Source organism: Alphaproteobacteria bacterium, from assembly GCA_041396705.1.
Lineage (GTDB): Bacteria > Pseudomonadota > Alphaproteobacteria > CALKHQ01 > CALKHQ01 > CALKHQ01.
The window spans coordinates 1-17376 of record JAWKYB010000020.1 but is presented as its reverse complement, the minus strand read 5'-3'; the positions used below and the strand labels follow the sequence as shown (position 1 = coordinate 17376).

Sequence of the window (17376 nt, the reverse complement as noted above, 5' to 3'; positions counted from 1 at the left end):
CCGCGGGGTGCGCCGCCGGCGCATCCCGCACCCGCGCCACGCCGCCACCATGGCCATCGCCACCACGCTCCGCGCCGGCCGCGGCCGCTCGCTCGGCCGCCATGTGCTGCCCTATGCGCTGCTGTCGCCGGCCGTGCTGGTCACGCTGGCGATCGTGTTCCTGCCGATGCTGCAGGCGGCGTGGATGAGTCTGCACGACTATGTGCTGTTCAAGCCCAACGCCATCGCATTCGTCTGGTTCGACAACTTCGTCGCCGCGCTGGGCGACCCGGTGTTCTGGACCGCGCTGTGGCACACCGCGATCTGGATCGGGCTGACGGTGCCGGCCCAGCTGCTATTGGGGCTGGCCACCGCGCTGCTGCTCAACCGCCAGTTCTGGTGGCGGCCGCTGGCCCGCGCGCTGATCATCGTGCCGTGGGCGCTGCCCAGCGTCGTGATCGCGCTGATGTGGGCCTGGATCTACGATTCCAACTACGGCGTGCTCAACGAGTTCCTGCTCCGGGTCGACATCCTGCGGCAGTCGGTGCCCTGGCTGGCCGATCCGGACACCGCGCTCTATGCCATCATCCTCACGCTCACCTGGCAGGGCTTCCCGTTCTTCGCGGTGATGATCCTGGCCGGCCTGCAGTCGATACCGGCGACCTATTACGAGGCCGCGGCGATCGACGGCGCCGGCACGCTGCGCCAGTTCTGGCACATCACCCTGCCCGGCATCGCCGGCGTGCTGACCACCGCGGTGCTGCTGCGGGTGATCTGGGTCGCCAACTCGATCGACGTGATCTTCGTGATGACCGGCGGCGGACCCGGCTATGCCACCTACACCCTGCCGCTCTATGCCTTCGTCAAGGCGCGCACCAACCTGGACTACGGCTACGGCTCGGCGCTGGCGGTGCTGTTCACCCTGCTGCTGCTCGGCTTCGTCGTGGTCTATCTGCGCCGCGCCGGACGGTCGATCCAGTGAGCCGCGGCGCCACCGCCTTCGCGCCTGCACGGCTGGTCACCCTGCACCTGCCGATGCTGCTGATCCTTGGCTTCGCGCTGGGGCCCTATCTGTGGATGGCGGTCACCTCGCTGACGCCGGAGGAGCAGCTGTTCACCACCGGCCCGTCGCTGGCCGACGCCACCGTCGCCAACTACGAGCGGCTGTTCCGCACGGTCGGCTTCGAGATCAACCTGCTGCACAGCCTGATTATTGCCGGCGGCACGGTTGCGGTCGGGCTGACGCTCAGCGTGACCGCGGCCTATGCGTTCTCCCGCTTCCGCTTCCCCGGCCGCCGCCTGCTGCTGCTGCAGTTCCTGCTGATCAACATGTTCCCGATCGTGCTCTTGATCCTGCCGCTGTTCATCCTGATGCGCTGGCTCGGCATCATCGGCACCCACGCCGCGCTGATCGTCGCCAACGCCACCGTCGCCATCCCGTTCTCGGTCTGGATGATGACCAGCTACATCAACGCGATCCCGACCGAGCTGGACGAGGCGGCGATGACCGACGGCTGCACACGGCTCGGCGCGCTCCGGCGCGTGATCCTGCCGCTGTGCACGCCCGGAATCGTCGCCACCGGCATCTACATCTTCATCACCGCCTGGAACGAGTATCTCTACGCGCTCACCCTCGGCGGCTCGGACGTGCGCCCGATCACCGTCGCGATCCAGACCCTGATCGGCGAGTACCAGATCGAATGGGGCCTGCTCACCGCCGGCGGCATCGTCGGCGCGATGCCGGCCACCGTGCTGTTCCTGATCATCCAGAAGCGCCTGATCAGCGGCCTGACCCAGGGCGCGGTCAAGGGCTGAGCCGATGCGCCCCGCCACGCAGAGACGCCATGACCCGAGCGGAAGGACCGACGCCACCGTGACCAACCCCATCGGCCTGATCTCCATGCAGTTCGTGCGCCCGTTCCGGCGCGAGCATTTCGGGCTGTTCGCCCGCATCCGCGCGCTCGGCTTCGACTTCGTCGAGCTGCTGGTGCCCGAGCCGGAGGACGACCTCGATCTCGCCGCGGTGCGCACCGCGGTGGCCGACGCCGGCCTCGACGTCGTGCTCGCCGCCCGCGTCAACCTGCAGCGCAACATCGCCGGCGCCGACCCGGCGGCGCGCGCAGGCGGCGTCGCCTATCTCGGCCATTGCGTCGCGGCGGCGCAGGCGGTCGGCGCGCGCATCGTCGGCGGCCCGCTCTACGGCCAGCCGCTGGTGTTCGCCGGCCGCGCGCCGGCGCCGGTCGACGAGGCCGAGCGGGCGGCGCGCGAGGCACGCACGCTCGAGGGGCTGGCCGCCGTCGTCGGCCGTGCCGCCGATGCCGGCGTCGCCCTGGCGCTGGAGCCGCTGAACCGGTTCGAGACCGACATCTGCTCCACCACCGCACAGGGCATCGCCATCGTCGATGCGGTCGGCAGCCCGGCGCTCGGCCTGCTGCTCGACACCTTCCACATGAACATGGAGGACCCGTCGATCCCCGGCGCCATCCGCCGCGCCGGCGGCCGCATCGTCCACTTCCAGGCCAACGAGAGCCATCGCGGCTTCGCCGGCACCGGCCACATCGACTGGCCGGCGGTGACGGGCGCGCTGGCCGAGGTCGGCTATCGCGGCCCGATCTCGCTGGAGCCGTTCCGCCGCGAGGACGAGCGCGTCGCGGTGTCGCTGGCCGCCTGGCGGCCGCCGCTCGACGACGAGACCGTCCCGCTGCAGGCCAGCCTGGCGCTGATCCGCGCCTGCCTGGCGATGGCGGGGCGCGGGCGATGAGCTTCCGTATCGGCTGGATCGGCTGCGGCCGCCACGCGACCCAGATGCTGCTGCCCCAGCTCGGCCGCCACGACGTGCAGCTGGCCGCCGTCTGCGACCGCGACCCCGCGGCCGCCGGCCGGGTCGCGGCGACCTATGGCGTCGGCGCCGCCTATGGCGACTGGCGCGCGCTGCTCGCGCACCCGGGCCTGGACGGGGTGTTCATGGCGGTCGGGCCGGAGCTGCACGGCGAGGCCGGCATCGCCGCGCTCGGCCGCGGCCTGCCGGTGTTCATGGAAAAGCCGCCGGCGGCCAACCGCGCCGGCGCCGAAGCGGTGGCCGCCGCCGCCGAGCGGGCCGGCAAGCCGGTCGTGGTCGGCTTCATGAAGCGCTATGCCACCGGCAACCGCATCGCCCGCACGGTGATCGCCGACCCGGCGTTCGGCCCGGTGCTGGGCGTCGTCGGCACCTACATGACCGCGCCAACCTATTTCGCCGGCGCCGTCGACTACAACGGCTTCTTCCTGCACCACTGCGTCCACTACATGGACCTTATGCCATGGCTGGCGATGAGCCCGATCGTGGAGATGAGCGTGCGCAAGGCCGAGCCGGCGCCCGGCCGGCTGCTGCTGCACGTCGGCTTCGCCTGCGCTTCCGGCGCCATCGGCACCATGGTGATGGGCACAATACAGTCGCGCGGCACGCCGATGGAGTTCGTCCAGGTGATGGGCGACCACCGCCGGGTCGAGATCGACAACGTCATCAACGTCGCCTACTACCGCGACCCGCCGTTCAAGGCCGACCGGGCCGACGCCACCCTCGACCCGGCCGCCGACACGCTGAGCTGGACCCCGAACTTCACCGCCGCCGCCAACGAGGACCACAAGGGCTACAGCGCCCTGATCGCCGCCGCCGTGGCGGCGATGAAGGGCGAGCCGAGCGACGCCCCGACCATCGCCGACGGCGTGGCGGCAATGGCGAACCTGGAGCGGATGGTGGCGCAGGTGTGAGCGGCGCGCGCCGCGCCGCCACGCGCGCTTTCGGCCCCCAGGGACCGGCCGGCCCCGGTTCCGCCGGCCGCCTGCGGTCACGGCAAAGTTGATCGAGTCTAACAGGTAAGAGCATCATGCCGCCATTCGCAGGGACGCGGGACGCTGGTGCTGGTGATCACGCCACGACGGGAGCGCGACGAGGGGGTCGAGCGGCGATGAGCGGGCTCGACTGGGGTTGCCGGACGGTAGCGCAGCTGCCGGACTTCGCGGCCGCAGGCAGCGTGCTGGAGATCGGCGGCGGCGATTTCGGCCGGGTCCGCGCGCTGGCGGAAAGGTTTCCGGACAAGCGGTTCCTTTCGGTCGATCTGGTGTTCTCGCCGGCCGCGCGCGACGGCCTGCCGTCGCTGCTGGCGCTCGACAACGTCAACGTCCTGCGCGATCCGGACCCGCTGCGGCTGCTGGCCGACGGCAGCTTCGACTTCGCCTTCTCGATCGCGGTGATGGAGCACGTCGCCGCGCTCGACCCGTTCCTGGCGCGGCTGCACGCCGTGCTGCGTCCCGGCGCGGCCTACTGGTTCCACCAGGAGCCGTTCTGGACCAGCCCCTCCGGCCACCACTATCGCCACGACGAGCCGGCGGTGACCCGGCATCTGGACGCGTACCAGCATCTGCTGTTCGACGCCGTGCAGATGCGCGCCTATCTGGATGCGATCCCGGACCGGCCGTTCGAGACTGCCGAGTGCGTGCGCAAGATCTACCGACGGCCCGACCTGTCGCGGCTGTCGCCCGGCGAGACCCATGAGATCGTGCGCCGTTCGCCGTTCCGCATCGAGCAGTGGGACGAGCGCGCGCTCGATGCGATCGACGAGACGGCGGCCGCCCAGGTGCTGGCCCGCTACGGCGAGCGCTACAGCCGCCGGGACCTCTCGGTCCGCGCGGTGCGCGCCCTGCTACGTCGCGTCTGACCGCGCCCGCCGCGGCCTGGCCGGGGCCGCGGCATCGGCGGCAGGCGTCGGCGGCTGCAGCAGGTCCTCGAACAAGGCGCGCATGGCCGCGCTGAATGCCTCCGGCGCCCGGAACGCCGCGGTCGCCTCGGCCGCCTTGGCCATCGCGCGGCGCTGCCACGGCGGCAGGTCGAGCGCGCGGCACAGCGCCCCGTACAGGCCGTCGCGCCCGCCGCGCGGATAGAGCAGCGCATCGCGGCCGTCCTCAACCAGGTCGGTCACCGGGCGGACGCGCGGCGCGATCACCGGCACGCCGAAGGACAGCGCCAGCAGCAGGCTGCCCGAGGTCGACAGCGTCTCGAACGGCAGCACGGCGAAGTCGGCGGCGGCGAACAGCCTGGCGAGCTTGTCGTCGTCGACGAACCCGTCGACGCGCATGCAGTTCGCCGGCATCGCCTCGCACGGGTCGTAGCGGCCGGAGCGGCCGGCGATGACGAAGCGGCACGGCTCGGCGATCCGCGCCGCCGCCTCCAGCAGCCGGGCCACGCCCTTGTAGCGGCGTACGTTGCCGACGAAGAGGAACAGGGTCTCGTCGGGCCGGCCGTCGATGCCGAGCTGGCGCCGGGCCAGGTCGCGGTCCGCCGGCGCGGGATAGCAGCCCTCGTAGGACGGGTGCTCGACGACGCGGATCGGCAGGTCGGCGCCCAGCGCCTCGGCGACGCCGTCCGCCGTCCAGGCGTTGTTGACGTGTACGATGTCGGCGCGCAGCGCCAACTGGCGCATGAACTCGGCATGCAGGGCCTCGTCGCGGCATTCGTGCGGCATCAGGTTGTGCACGGTCCACAGGAAGCGGCCGCCGCGCGCCTTCAGCCGGTCGATGGCCGCGACGAACTCAGCCATCCGCGCCGGCACCCGGTCGTCGCGCTCGCCGCGATAGACCGCGTCCTCCCAGTGCAGGTGGAACACCGCCGGGCCGAAGTCCGCCGCCGCGATCGCCGCGTCGACCGGGCCGAACGCGACGTCGGCCGTCTGGCGGACCGCTCGGTAGGCGAGGTCGATATAGGGGTTGCCCGGGCCGTAGTCGGGAAACACGACGATCCGCGGCCGGTCGGTCGCCAGCAGCGCGCGCGGCCGGTCCAGCCGGTGGCCGGGTTCGCGCACCACGTGCGACAGGCCCCATTTCCGACGGATCCAGTCGAGCCGGCCCGCGCGCCACGCCTCGGCCGCGGCGTCGTCCGCCGCAACCGTCTCGGCCGGCGGCAGATACTCGAACACATAGCCCCGCGCCAGGAACGGGCGGACGTCGCTGCACTCGGTGATGAACACCGGCGAGAAGTCCTGCCGGTCGCGCTGGGCCAGGAACACCGAGCGGACGATGTCCTCCAGGATCGGCGCATCCGCCCGGGCGATATAGAATCCCACGGCGACATGCGGGCGCAGCAGCACCGACGCGGCGCCGTGGCCGGGATAGGGCGCCAGCGGCGCCGGCTCGGGTCCGTGCCGCCGGCGCGCCCACGGCGCGATCGAAGCCGGTTCCTGGGCGGCCGGCGGCCGGCGCGCCGGCGCGCCATCCAGGCCGACGCCGAAGTCGATCGTGCGTGTGCCGGCGGCATCCGCCGGCCGCGCGGCATTGGCGGCCCAGTGATGCTCCAGCGCCTGGGCGTGCGCCTCCAGCTCGCGCACGCAACGCTCCCATTCGCGCTGCGACGGGCGCGCGATGCCGCCGATCGGCGCGCCCGTCATCGGGCGAACGCCGCGACGAGCGCGGCCGCGTCGCCGGCGCCGTTGCCGAGGGGCTGACGGCGGGCATTGAAGCGCATCGCCCGCTGCGCCTCCGGATCGGTGATGCGGTCGATCGCGGCGGGCAGCTCGGCGGCGGCGATGCCGCTCGCGTCGATCGCCCAGCCGGCCGCCTCGGCATGGCGGGCACGCGCGCCCTGGTCGTCCATCTCCGCCGTCATCTGCACCACGACCAGCGTCGGCAGCTCGCTCTGCGCCAGCTCATGGAACGAGTTGTAGCCGGCGGCGGAAACCGCGAAGTCGAACGCGCGCAGGTAGCGCGGGAGATCGGGAAGCCGGCCAGGTTGGTCATCGCCGGCCGCCGGTTGCGGCGGGAACCGGCCCAGCGCCGAGTGCAGGTTGACGGCGAGGATTTCCGGACGCGCGCGCAGCGCCTCGATCACCTGGCGCTGCGACACGGTCAGGGTCGCGGTCGTTGCCGGCGCCGAGCTGGACCAGTGCGACAGTCCCGTCCGCCGGCAGCCTGAGGCGCGCGCGCGCCTGTGCGCGCGGCAACAGCTCGTCGGCGTCCAGCAGCAGCATCGGGGTCGACCAGGATTGACGCCGTCGCGCGCCGGGCGCTGGCGCCCCGGTCGAACGCCTCGGCCAGGTCGCGCGGCTCGATCACCGCGTCGAACAGGCGCCGCTTTGCGCAGCACGGCTGCATTGGTCCTGGCCCGGCCACATGCCGCGCCGCACCCAGACGGCGGCGACGCCGCGCTCGGCGGCGACCAGGTCGGCCATGAGGCAGGGATTGCCGCCGTCGAACACGAACACGCCGGGCCGGTGCCGGCGGATCGCCCGCGCAGCTCGCGTTCCATCCAGGGATAGGCCGCCGCCTCGTCGAGGCCGGCATAGCGGTGCGAGGCGATCATCCGCACGGGAAGCCCGCCGCCTCGATCAGCCCGACCGCCTGGCTCAGCGACACGAACACCGGCTCGACCGCCGGCAGCCGGCGCGCCAGCGCCAGCAGCCGGGGTGACGTGGCCCAGCCCGACCCCGCTGGACGGGAAACAGCATCGCGCGCATGCGAGGGCGCGCGCGGCGCTGGCGCTGGCCGGCCGGGACGTCGACCCAGTCGGCCATCCGCTGGCGGTGCGCCTGCCGGGTCGAAGCCGGCACTGGAATCGTTGCGCCGCGCCGCCAGCGTCTCGCGCAGCGTCGCCGCCGCGCGCTCGGGCGCCACATAGACCGGACCCTTGCCGACAACATGGCGCAGCGCCGGCGGCAGCAGCACCGGGATGTCGTTGGCCAGGCAGGTGCCGATCGCGGTCAGCGGCAGCTCGCTCGGCACCGCCTCCGGGAAATAGACGAAGGCGTGCAGCCCGGCGACAAAGCGCGCATGGCTGCGCTCGCCGGGCGCGACCAGTTCCGCCTGGCCGGCCAGCGGCGCCGGCGGCGTCGGGCCGAGGAAACGCACGGTATGGCGCTGGGTGTCCCACAGCGCGGCCACGGCTTCGTCGCGCGGCCACTGGCCCTCGCCGCCCGGGATCACCGCACCGACCACCGGGCGTCCGCGCATGGCCGGCCCGTACCGGTCGGGATTGGCCGGGCAGCCGGCGAAGGATTCCCAGATTCCGCCCGTGGTCGGCACGCCGGCCGCACGCAGCGCGGCCAGCACGTCGTAGCGCGTCGCCGTCCAGATCACCGCGTCGCCGAACAGCTCGCGCAGGCGGGTGCGCTTGAAGGCAAGCCGCTCGTCGTCGATCGGCCGGTCGGCCACCGCCAGCACGCGGTCGGCGATCGGCTTCAACGGTGTGTCCGGCCGGCGGTTGAGCAGCAGCTCCGGGTCGAGCAGGACGATAAGCTGCGCCACCACGCGCCAGTCGGCGTCGCAGCTCAGCGCGGCGCCGGTCTCGACCAGCTGCAGCACCGGCTCGACCACCGCCGCGTCGTCGTTGCGCGACGACAGATGCAGCAGGCCGGTGCTGAGCCCGATGCGGGCGTTCAGCAGCGTTTCCTCGACGGCCCGCTCCACCGCCTCGGCGCGCCGGGTGAGATCGCCGATGTACAGCACGTCGACCGCCGGGCCCATCCGCGGCCCGGTGAAGGATGCCACGCCGGCGGGCGATGCGATGGCCTCGCTCACCCCGCCCGCCTCAGTAGATCGGGGTCGGCGTGCCGGCTGCCGGCTCCAGGGCCGCGAGGTCGGGTTGCGCGCCCAGCGCCACCGCCTGGCTGACCACCTCCGGCGCGCGCGGGCTCAGCGGGAAGCTCTGCAGGAAGCAGGTGCAGGCCAGGATGCGCTCGGCAATCGGCACGTCGGCGGCCAGGCACTGCTCATAGAGCTGCGTCTCGTCGCCGAAGCACTGGCCGGCCACATCCTGGGCCGCTGCGCCGCGTCCATAGGCGCCCGTGGCCGCAACCAGCGCCAGCGCCGACAGAAACCTTGCTCGGGGGTCCAAGGTCCTGCACTCCTACCTGCAATTTGCGCCAAATCCTAGCGATCCGCGGCGCGCCGCGCAGATGAAAAATCGCTCATACTTGCTAATATTCCACGGGACTGTGCGTGAATTACTCTGGCCCGGTTGCATATTATTGTAACCGTCGCAGTCGAACCGCGGCCGGACTGCAACACCTCCGAGAATTCACCCGACTGACTGCAACGGGCCCGACCCTTCGCCGCGCGGTCGATGCCCTGCCCGACGGCAACCCGACGCCTTCGCGTCAGCTCCAATGGGAACGACGGGAGCCTCGGGTCTCACCCGCCAGGCACAGCCCGGGCGAAGCGTCCGCGTCATCCGGGACCCTGCCGCGCCGGCCCGCAGCGCCACCCCGGATTGCGCTCTGCTCCATCCGGGCTACGGACGCCAAGGAGCCGCTACAGCGCTTCCGTGTCGTGCTCCATGAACTCGGCCACCTCCGGCAGCCAGCGGTCCTGCACGAAGGCGACGTGCTGTGGGTGGTCGTTGTAGTGCCGGTAGGCGGCATGGTCGGCGAAGTTCATCGAGACGGCGTAGGTGTAGGGATTCTTCGGGCTGGTTTCGCGCGCGATGCGGAAATCCTCGACGCCGGGAATGGAATCCAGCGCGGCGAGCGCGCGCAGGAAATCGGCCTCGGCGGCCGAACCCGTGGGATGGTGCAGGCGGAACAGGGCGGCGTGGCGGATCATGGCACGCCCGCTCCGGCGCGGGCCTCGGACGGGTGCACGGTCCTACTCCCGGTCGATGAACGCCCGCACCGCGGCGGTGTATTCGTCGGGCGCCTGCAGCATGGCGAAGTGGCTGACCTGCGGCAGGATGATCTCCTCCGCGCCCGGGATCACCGCGGCCATGTGGTCGGTGTGGGCGCGGGTGATCGCCTCGTCGTGGTCGCCGAGCACGATGGCCGTCGGCACGGTGATCGTGGCGACCTGCGCGTCGGTCCAGTTCGGCTGGCTGGCCCACATGTGCGCGATCTGCTCGACGAAGGCGTCGAACTGGTCGGGCGTCGGCGAGACGCGGGCGTAGACCTCGGCCATCCGCTCGATATAGGTACCGAACACCGCATCGGTCTCGACCGCCGGGTCGACGCCGTCGGTGGTGATGTTGGCGGCATGGGCGAACAGGCGCCCGAGCCGCTCGGGATGGCTCATGGCGATGTCGATGCCGATGATGCCGCCGTCGGACCAGCCGACCAGGTCGACCCGGTCGATGCCGAGATAGTCGAGCAGGGCGACGTAGTCCGACGCCATCAGGTCGTAGCCGAACGGCTCCTCGGTGCGGGTCGAACGGCCGTGGCCGCGGCTGTCGGCGACGATGACCAGGTGGTCCTGCATCAGGTCGGCGACCTGCGCGCCCCAGATGTCGGCATAGCCGAGCCCGCCGTGGATCAGCAGCACCGGGTCGCCGGCGCCGTAGGTGGCGTAGTACATCTCGATGCCGTTGACCGGCGCCATGCCGGTCGACGCCGGCTCCGGCATCGGCGCCGGCTCGGGGATCGTCATCCACCGGTCCTCATCATACGCCATCGCGGGGGCGATGGCCGGCAAGGCGGCGAATGCGACGACGAACGCGGCAGCGGTGCGCAGCATGGCTCGTTCTCCCTCGTGGCAGGCTTCGACGCTACGCCCGCACCCCGAGGAGTGTCAATTCGCCGGCCGGTGGCGCAGCGGCCGGCACGGCGCCTCAGTCCGCCGGCCTTGCCCGCCGCACGGCGTCGGCCGCTTCGAAATGGCCGATCTGGTCGGCGTAGGCCTTGGCGAATGCGGGGCGATCCGTCGCGCGTGCGACATAGGCCTCGGTGGCCGGCCGGCTGCCGAAGCAGCGCACCCGGTCCACGCGCAGCACATCCGCCATCAGCAGGTCCGCGACCGTGAAGCGGCCGGCCGCCAGCCATTCCCGCTCGCTCAGCACGCGCTCCAGATGGCCGAGGCGGCTTTCCAGCCAGCCGGTCAGATGGTTCTCCTTCGCGCCGGTCACCTCCAGGAACCACCACGGCACGCTCACCATCTCGATCGAGTTGAGCGCGGCGATCACCCACTGCAGCGTCTCCGCCTCCCCGGCCGGATCGGACGGCATCAGCCGGTCGCTCTTGCGCGCCAGATGCAGCAGTGCCGCGCCGCTCTCGAACATCTTCACGTCGCCGTCGTCCAGGAACGGGACCTGGCCGAACGGCTGGCGCGCGAGATGGTTGGTCGCGCGGTCATCGAACGCGACCGTTCGGACGGCATAGCGCAGCCCGGCTTCCTCGCAGGCCCATCTCAGCCGAAGATCGCGCACGAAGCCGCGCGGGCCCTCCGGCACCCAGTCCAGGGTCCAGATGATCAACTCAGACATGTCGGATCGCCCTGCATTCGTTGGTGTCGGGTATCGGCGCCGCGTCGCCGCGAGCCGGCCCAGCCGAACGTAGCCCGGAACGTAGCCCGGATGCAGCGCCAGCGTAATCCGGGACCGGGCCGCGGCCGCACGCGCCGCCGTCCCGGATTGCGCTCCGCTCCATCCGGGCTACAATCGATGCGGGTTTTGGTCATGGCTCGTTACAACCATGGTGCGCTACCGCCGCAATCGGGTTCCGGGCGGGACCTATTTCTTCACGCTAACCCTGCGCGACCGGCAGTCGACCGCCTTGGTCGACAATGTGGCCGTACTCTGCGACGCGCTTGAGCGCTGCGCGTGGGAAAGGCCGTTCGCTACCGAGGCCATAGCGATCCTGCCGGATCATCTGCACGCGGTCCTGACGCTGCCGCCTGGCGACGCCGACTATTCCGGCCGGTGGCGCAAGATCAAGGCGCTATTCACGCACGCAGTCTCGCGAGCGGGCGAGGGGCGTTCCGCGTCGCCGTGGCAACCGCGATTCTGGGAGCACACGATACGCGACGAAGCCGACTACGAACGACACGTCGACTATGTGCATTTCAATCCGGTGAAGCATGGCCTGGTCTCTCGCGTCGCGGATTGGCCGCACTCGTCCTTTCATCGTTTCGTGCGCGAGGGCGTGTTGCCCGGGGATTGGGGCGGCCACCCGGACGAGGCGGTAGGGCTCCAGGCTCTTGCCCAGCCGCGCCGCCTCGATCGGGTCAGCCGGTGGTGCACGTCGTGCAGCAGGTGGAAGCCGAAGCCGCTTTCGCGGATCGCCGCGAACAGCGTCGGCGCGACAGTCCAGGTACTTCTCGGTCGACCAGATCTGCTCCTCCGGCAGGCCCTTGCCGGCCGGCTGTAGAACAGCTTGCCGCGGGCGATGCCGTAGGCGGTGTCGAGCCCGGGAATGCCGGACTGCGCGCGCACCGCCTTGTAGCCCATCTCCAGATACTCGGCTGACCGTCCACCGTCTCGGCCACGTCGCGGCTGTTGGCATGCCCGTAGACCATCACGCCGGAGTGGGCTCGCCGCCGAGCAGCTGATAGAGCGGCTGGCCGGCCAGCTTCGCCTTGATGTCCCACAGCGCGGTGTCGACTGCGGCGATCGCCGACATACCACAACGCGCCGCCAGTAGGCACTCCTTGGGTTGCATCGCCAGATGTGTCCTCCACCTGCTGGGGGTCGCGGCCGATCAGGCACGGCACCACGTGGTCGGCGAGACAGGCCGCCACCGTGCCAGCTCGCGCCCGTTCAGCGTGGCGTCGCTCCAGCCTCGTGCACGCCTTCCTGGTCGGCCGGGCACCTTCAGCGTGACGAAGTTGCGGCCGGGGCAGGTGACGATGACCTTGGCGTCGGTGATCTTCGCCATGGGCGGTTCCTGGCTTGGTGGCGGAGTGGGGCCGCGTCGGCGCCTACAGTGGCGGGACGCCGGCCAGCGATCGTGCGGCCGGCGAACGCGCGGGGCGCGCGCCAGTCTGGCCTGCGTCTCTCGCTTCGAACAGGTCGGCGTGGCGCCGCTCCAGCACCGGCAGCGAGGTCAGATCTCGGCCAGGTGCACCCGCACCGCCGCCTCCGCCGCCGCGGCGTCCCTGACCGCGACCGCGTCTACGATCCCGGCGTGCTGGTCGATCAGCCGCGCCACCGGGGTGGCCTGCGGCAGGCTGAGATAGCGCACGCGGTCCATCTGCGCCTTCACCTCCTCGACCACGCGCCACGCGTAGTCGCATTCCACCCCCAGCGCCAGCGCGCGGTGGAAGGCCTCGTCCAGCGCCAGGAAGCGGGCGGGGTCGGCGTCGGTCGCGGCGCGGCGCTGCGCGTCGAGGATCTGGCGCAGCCTGGCGATGCCGGCCGCGGTCATGGCGGTGCAGGCGCGGCGCGCCACCGCGATCTCCACTGCCTCGCGGACGAAACGGGCGTCGCGCACCTGCTTGGCGGAGATCTTCACCACGAAGGTGCCGCGCTGCGGGCGCACCTGCACCAGCCCGGCCTCGCTCAGCTTGATGAACGCCTCGCGCACCGGCTGCCGGCTGACGCCGAAGCGGTCGGCGATGTCCTTCTCCGACAGCGCCTGGCCGGGCTTCAGCTCCATGCTGACGATGGCGTTGCGCAGCGCGCGAAACAGCCGCCGCGCCGCCGGTTCCGGCCCGGCCTGTGCGTCGTCGCCGGGGGCGTCGCCCAGATTGTCGAGGTCGGGCCGCGCCCGCATCCTGTTCGCTCCCCGTCGTCGGTCGGGCGCCGTTGCGCCGGTCGCGCCGTTGTGCCGCCGCCGCGTCCCGCCGGCAAGGCGATCGACGGCAGCCCGGGCCGATTTCGGCCATTGCGGAAATTTATCTGCCATACTACCATACCAGTCAATCGAAACAGAAACTGTCGGGAGGAAACGATGGCAGGCTTCACCCGCGCCGCGGCGGCGCTGGCACTCGGACTCGGCGTGGCGTTCGCGGCCGGCGCTGCGTCGGCGGAAAGCTACGTGCTGAACGTCAATACCGCGCTGACCCAGGACGACCCGCTGTATCGCGGGCTGGAGATGTTCAAGGAGCGGGTGGAGGCGCGCACCAACGGCGACCTCGAGATCCGCATCTTCCCGTCCTCGCAGCTGGGCAAGGACGAGGACGTGCTGGAGCAGGCGCGCGCCGGCACCAACGTGGCGGTGGTGGTCGACGGCGGCCGGCTGGCGGTGTTCGTGCCGGAGTTCGGCATCCTCGGCGCGCCCTATCTCGCCCAGGGCTTCGACGGCGTGCGCAAGGTGGTCACCTCCGATCTGTTCGAGGAGTGGGTGCAGAAGCTGCACGACACCTCCGGCCACCAGGTGCTGTCGTTCAACTGGTGGCAGGGCGAGCGGCACCTGCTGACCAACGTCCCGGTCAGCACGCCCGCCGACCTGGCCGGCGTGCGCATGCGCACCCCCGGCGCGCCGGTGTGGGTGGAGACGATCCGCGCCATGGGCGCCGAGCCGACGCCGATGGGCTGGACCGAGGTCTACACCGCCCTGCAGCAGAGCGTGATCGACGCCGCCGAGGCGCAGCATCCGGCCAGCTACGGCCAGCGGCTGTACGAGGTGATCGACCACATCACCAAGACCGGGCATATCAACCTGATCACCGGCGTGGTCACCAGCGCGGCCTGGTTCGACAGCCTGCCGGCCGAGTACCAGGCGATCCTGCGCGAGGAATCGCTGGCCGCAGGCGACGAGGCGTCGCGGCTGACCCAGGAATCGCTGGCCGAGTACGAGCGGCTGTTCGCCGAGCAGGGCGTCACCATCGACGAGATCGACGTGACCCCGTTCGTCGAGGCGACCGCGTCGGTCTACGACACCCTCGGCTATACCGCGCTGCGCGAGCAGATCCGCCCGATCCTGGAACAATAGCGCCGGTTCCGACGGGACCGGGACGACCGGGCCGGCCCCGCGGGGCCGGCCCTGCCGCGCAAGGGGTCGCGCGATGCTGAAATGGCTGGCCCGGGCGGAGGTGGCGATCGGCATGGCGCTGCTGGCCGCGATCTGCTGCCTGGTGTTCGCCGCCGGGCTGCTGCGCAGCTTCGGCCACCCGCTGATCTGGTCGGTCGACATGGCCCAGCTGCTGTTCATCTGGACCAGCTTCATCGGCGCCGACATCGCGCTGCGCAGCAAGGTGCACATCGGCATGGACCTGCTGGTGCGCCCGTTCCCGCTGCGCCTGCGCATCGCGGTCGAGCTGCTGCTGGCGCTGGCCGCCCTGGCCTTCCTGCTGACCATGACGGTCGAGGGCTACGGGCTGATGATGCAGAATATCGAGCGAATCTACGGCGACAGCGGCATCAGCTATGCCTGGGTCACCGGCGCGGTGCCGGCCGGCTGCCTGCTGCTGGCGCTGACCCTGGCCGGCCATATGATCGCAGTCATACGGCGCTGGCGCGGCGCGCCGACGCTGGTGTTTTCCGACCCGGACCACGGCGAGATCGAGGACGTGCTGTGACCCTGCTCGCCGTCACCTTCTTCGTGCTGATGCTGCTCGGCATGCCGATCGCCTTCGCCATCGGCATCGCCGGCTTCAGCTTCTTCCTGTTCTCCGGCTCGGTGCCGCTGTCGATCGCGGTGCAGCAGGTGGCCACCGCCTCGCAGAGCTTCCCGCTGCTGGCGGTGCCGTTCTTCGTGCTGGCCGGCCACATGATGAACAAGTCGGGCATCACCGCGCGGCTGATCGACTGCTCCAACGTGCTGGTGTCGTGGATGGCCGGCGGGCTCGCCCAGGTCAGCATCGTCTTGTCGACGCTGATGGGCGGCGTCTCCGGCTCGGCCGTCGCCGACGCCGCGATGGAGGCGCGAATCCTCGGCCCCAGCCTGATCGCCCGCGGCTATTCGCGCGGCTTCACCGCGGCCGTCATCGCGGTCTCCTCGCTGATCACCGCCACCATCCCCCCCAGCCTCGGCCTGATCCTCTACGGCTTCGTCGGCGAGGTCTCGATCGGCCGGCTGTTCCTGGCCGGGCTGGTCCCCGGCCTGCTGATGATGGCCTTCCTGATGGTCACGGTCTGGATCATCGCCAAGCGCCGCAACTACCGGCCGGAGATGGCCAGGCGCCCGAACGCGCGCGAGGTGGGGACCGCGCTGTGGCAGGCGAAGTGGGCGATCCTGTTCCCGCTGGCGCTGCTGGTGGCGATCCGCGGCGGGGTGTTCGCCCCGTCGGAGGTCGGCGCCTTCGCGGTGGTCTATGCCGGGCTGGTCGGCTTCCTCGCCCACCGCGAACTCGACTGGGCGGGGCTGCGGACCGCGCTGAAGGAGGCGCTGGTCGACACCGGCATGATCATGTTGATCATCCTCATGTCCGGCATGGTCGGCTATGCCATCATCATCGAGCAGGCGCCGCAGAGCATCGCCACCGCGATGACCACGCTGACCCAGGAGCCGGTGCTGATCGTCGCCCTGATCCTGGTGTTCCTGTTCGTCGCCGGCCTGTTCGTCGAAAGCACCGTGCTGGTGCTGCTGCTGACCCCGATCTTCCTGCCGATCGTCAAGCAGCTGCACGTCGACCCGGTCCACTTCGGCATCCTGATGATGACCATCGTCACCCTCGGCTCGATGACGCCGCCGGTGGGCGTGGCGATGTACACGGTGTGCAGCCTGCTGAAGACGCCGATCGAAAAATACGTCGTCGAATCGCTGCCGCTGATCGGCGCGGTCCTGCTGCTGGTCGTGATCCTGACGCTGTCGCCCAGCCTGGTCTTGTTCCTGCCCAACCTGCTGATGTAGGGGAAGGGCGGGCGGCGGCGCGCGCCGGCCGCAAACGAACGGGGAAATCCGCATGGCACGACATCGGCTCGCCATCGTCGGGCTCGGCATGGCGGTCACCCCGCACGCCAAGGGCCTGCAGGATCTCGCCGACCGGGTCGAGGTCGCCTGGGCCTACAGCCCCACCGCGGCGCGGCGCCAGGCCATCGCCGAACGCTTCGGCTTTCCGACCTGCGACAGCCTGCAGACCATCCTCGGCGACGACAGCGTCGACAGCGTGCTGGTGCTGACCCCGCCCAACACCCACCTCGACATCGCCCGCCAGGTCGCCGCCGCCGGCAAGCACCTGCTGCTGGAAAAGCCGCTGGAGGTCTCCACCGCGCGGGCCGAGATGCTGGTCGCCGCCTGCGACGCCGCCGGCATCGTGCTCGGCATCGTGCTGCAGCACCGCTTCCGCCCGGCCGGCCGCCGGCTGCGCGCGCTGATGGCCGAGGGCGGGCTCGGCGCGCTGATCGGCTGCTCCACCGGCATCCGGCTATGGCGGCCGCAGAGCTATTACGACGTCGAGGGCCGCGGCACGCTGGCCCGCGACGGCGGCGGCGTGCTGCTGACCCAGGGCATCCACACGCTCGACCTGATGCTGTCGCTGACCGGCCCGGTGGCCGATGTCGCCGCCTATGCCCGCACCTCGCCGGTGCACCGGATGGAGACCGAGGACCAGGTCGCGGCCGCCGTGCGTTTCGCCAACGGCGCACTCGGCACCATCGACGCCACCACCGCCGCCTACCCCGGCTATCCGGAGCGGATCGAGCTGATCTTCGAGCGGGCGACCGCGGTGCTGGCCGGCACCGAGCTCGCCGTCCACCGCCACAACGGCACGGTCGAACGGATCGCCGCCGACGCCTCGCCCGGCGGCACCGGCGCCGACCCGATGGCCTTCCCGCACGACTATCACCGC

17 protein-coding genes and 2 pseudogenes are annotated in these 17376 nt (G+C 71.3%); 10 read left to right on the top strand and 9 right to left on the bottom strand.

Features of this window, described 5'->3' with window-relative positions:
- Positions 1-49 precede the first annotated feature (49 nt).
- The 5 genes from R3F55_22945 (at position 50) to R3F55_22925 (ending at position 4676) form a co-directional block, all read left to right on the top strand.
- The gene (locus R3F55_22945; protein MEZ5670230.1) at positions 50-961 is read left to right on the top strand and encodes a sugar ABC transporter permease; all 912 of its coding nucleotides are present in this window, start codon (positions 50-52) and stop codon (positions 959-961) included.
- Positions 962-1014: 53 nt separating this feature from the next.
- Positions 1015-1794: a carbohydrate ABC transporter permease gene (locus R3F55_22940; protein ID MEZ5670229.1), complete on the top strand. Its 780-nt coding sequence runs from the start codon at positions 1015-1017 to the stop codon at positions 1792-1794.
- A 58-nt stretch (positions 1795-1852) separates the two neighbouring features.
- Complete coding sequence (locus R3F55_22935) at positions 1853-2740, top strand: sugar phosphate isomerase/epimerase family protein (protein MEZ5670228.1); 888 nt, start codon at positions 1853-1855, stop codon at positions 2738-2740.
- A complete protein-coding gene (locus tag R3F55_22930; GenBank protein MEZ5670227.1) occupies positions 2737-3729 on the top strand; it encodes a Gfo/Idh/MocA family oxidoreductase in 993 nt (330 codons plus the stop codon). Before R3F55_22935 ends, R3F55_22930 begins: the two co-directional genes overlap by 4 nt.
- A 197-nt stretch (positions 3730-3926) precedes the next feature.
- Positions 3927-4676 carry a class I SAM-dependent methyltransferase gene (locus tag R3F55_22925; protein ID MEZ5670226.1) on the top strand — a complete coding sequence of 250 codons (750 nt, stop codon included), beginning with the start codon at positions 3927-3929 and terminating at the stop codon, positions 4674-4676.
- Here the strand turns inward: R3F55_22925 and R3F55_22920 are convergent.
- From R3F55_22920 to R3F55_22890, 7 genes are all read right to left on the bottom strand, one after another.
- Positions 4662-6398, bottom strand: coding sequence for a glycosyltransferase family 4 protein (locus tag R3F55_22920; GenBank protein ID MEZ5670225.1), 1737 nt, complete (start codon positions 6396-6398; stop codon positions 4662-4664). The two genes, R3F55_22925 and R3F55_22920, sit on opposite strands and share 15 nt — an antisense overlap.
- The gene (locus R3F55_22915; GenBank protein MEZ5670224.1) at positions 6395-6838 is read right to left on the bottom strand and encodes a glycosyltransferase; all 444 of its coding nucleotides are present in this window, start codon (positions 6836-6838) and stop codon (positions 6395-6397) included. The genes R3F55_22920 and R3F55_22915 overlap by 4 nt, the downstream gene beginning before the upstream one ends.
- 467 nt (positions 6839-7305) lie before the next feature.
- Positions 7306-8523: a hypothetical protein gene (locus R3F55_22910; protein ID MEZ5670223.1), complete on the bottom strand. Its 1218-nt coding sequence runs from the start codon at positions 8521-8523 to the stop codon at positions 7306-7308.
- Between the two features lie 10 nt (positions 8524-8533).
- Positions 8534-8839, bottom strand: coding sequence for a hypothetical protein (locus R3F55_22905; protein MEZ5670222.1), 306 nt, complete (start codon positions 8837-8839; stop codon positions 8534-8536).
- Between the two features lie 416 nt (positions 8840-9255).
- Positions 9256-9546 (bottom strand): Dabb family protein, encoded by a 291-nt coding sequence (locus tag R3F55_22900; protein ID MEZ5670221.1) that lies wholly within the window; start codon positions 9544-9546, stop codon positions 9256-9258.
- Positions 9547-9588: 42 nt separating this feature from the next.
- Positions 9589-10446 carry an alpha/beta fold hydrolase gene (locus R3F55_22895; protein MEZ5670220.1) on the bottom strand — a complete coding sequence of 286 codons (858 nt, stop codon included), beginning with the start codon at positions 10444-10446 and terminating at the stop codon, positions 9589-9591.
- Positions 10447-10540: 94 nt separating this feature from the next.
- The gene (locus tag R3F55_22890; protein MEZ5670219.1) at positions 10541-11191 is read right to left on the bottom strand and encodes a glutathione S-transferase family protein; all 651 of its coding nucleotides are present in this window, start codon (positions 11189-11191) and stop codon (positions 10541-10543) included.
- 208 nt (positions 11192-11399) lie between these two features.
- Here R3F55_22890 and R3F55_22885 point away from each other — a divergent pair.
- Positions 11400-11756, top strand: a pseudogene (locus R3F55_22885) (transposase).
- 126 nt (positions 11757-11882) lie between these two features.
- Here the strand turns inward: R3F55_22885 and R3F55_22880 are convergent.
- Both R3F55_22880 and R3F55_22875 read right to left on the bottom strand, forming a co-directional pair.
- Positions 11883-12581: pseudogene (locus R3F55_22880) on the bottom strand (bifunctional D-altronate/D-mannonate dehydratase).
- Positions 12582-12749: 168 nt separating this feature from the next.
- Complete coding sequence (locus R3F55_22875; protein ID MEZ5670218.1) at positions 12750-13418, bottom strand: GntR family transcriptional regulator; 669 nt, start codon at positions 13416-13418, stop codon at positions 12750-12752.
- Between the two features lie 177 nt (positions 13419-13595).
- On the opposite strand from R3F55_22875, the gene R3F55_22870 reads away from it, so the two are divergent.
- The 4 genes from R3F55_22870 to R3F55_22855 form a co-directional block, all read left to right on the top strand.
- Positions 13596-14579, top strand: coding sequence for a C4-dicarboxylate TRAP transporter substrate-binding protein (locus R3F55_22870; protein MEZ5670217.1), 984 nt, complete (start codon positions 13596-13598; stop codon positions 14577-14579).
- Between the two features lie 73 nt (positions 14580-14652).
- Positions 14653-15165: a TRAP transporter small permease gene (locus tag R3F55_22865; GenBank protein ID MEZ5670216.1), complete on the top strand. Its 513-nt coding sequence runs from the start codon at positions 14653-14655 to the stop codon at positions 15163-15165.
- A complete protein-coding gene (locus tag R3F55_22860; protein ID MEZ5670215.1) occupies positions 15162-16439 on the top strand; it encodes a TRAP transporter large permease in 1278 nt (425 codons plus the stop codon). Before R3F55_22865 ends, R3F55_22860 begins: the two co-directional genes overlap by 4 nt.
- Positions 16440-16491: 52 nt before the next feature.
- On the top strand, positions 16492-17376 hold an 885-nt coding region (locus tag R3F55_22855; protein MEZ5670214.1), incomplete at its 3' end, for a Gfo/Idh/MocA family oxidoreductase.

What these genes read in the sequence shown, in the direction of transcription:
- R3F55_22945 (MEZ5670230.1), top strand. Translation starts at nt 50, where the DNA reads ATGGCCATCGCCACCACGCTCCGCGCCGGCCGCGGCCGCTCGCTCGGC.
- R3F55_22940 (MEZ5670229.1), top strand. Translation starts at nt 1,015, where the DNA reads ATGCTGCTGATCCTTGGCTTCGCGCTGGGGCCCTATCTGTGGATGGCG.
- R3F55_22930 (MEZ5670227.1), top strand. Translation starts at nt 2,737, where the DNA reads ATGAGCTTCCGTATCGGCTGGATCGGCTGCGGCCGCCACGCGACCCAG.
- R3F55_22925 (MEZ5670226.1), top strand. Translation starts at nt 3,927, where the DNA reads ATGAGCGGGCTCGACTGGGGTTGCCGGACGGTAGCGCAGCTGCCGGAC.
- R3F55_22920 (MEZ5670225.1), bottom strand. Translation starts at nt 6,398, where the DNA reads ATGACGGGCGCGCCGATCGGCGGCATCGCGCGCCCGTCGCAGCGCGAA.
- R3F55_22900 (MEZ5670221.1), bottom strand. Translation starts at nt 9,546, where the DNA reads ATGATCCGCCACGCCGCCCTGTTCCGCCTGCACCATCCCACGGGTTCG.
- R3F55_22895 (MEZ5670220.1), bottom strand. Translation starts at nt 10,446, where the DNA reads ATGCTGCGCACCGCTGCCGCGTTCGTCGTCGCATTCGCCGCCTTGCCG.
- R3F55_22890 (MEZ5670219.1), bottom strand. Translation starts at nt 11,191, where the DNA reads ATGTCTGAGTTGATCATCTGGACCCTGGACTGGGTGCCGGAGGGCCCG.
- R3F55_22875 (MEZ5670218.1), bottom strand. Translation starts at nt 13,418, where the DNA reads ATGCGGGCGCGGCCCGACCTCGACAATCTGGGCGACGCCCCCGGCGAC.
- R3F55_22870 (MEZ5670217.1), top strand. Translation starts at nt 13,596, where the DNA reads ATGGCAGGCTTCACCCGCGCCGCGGCGGCGCTGGCACTCGGACTCGGC.
- R3F55_22865 (MEZ5670216.1), top strand. Translation starts at nt 14,653, where the DNA reads ATGCTGAAATGGCTGGCCCGGGCGGAGGTGGCGATCGGCATGGCGCTG.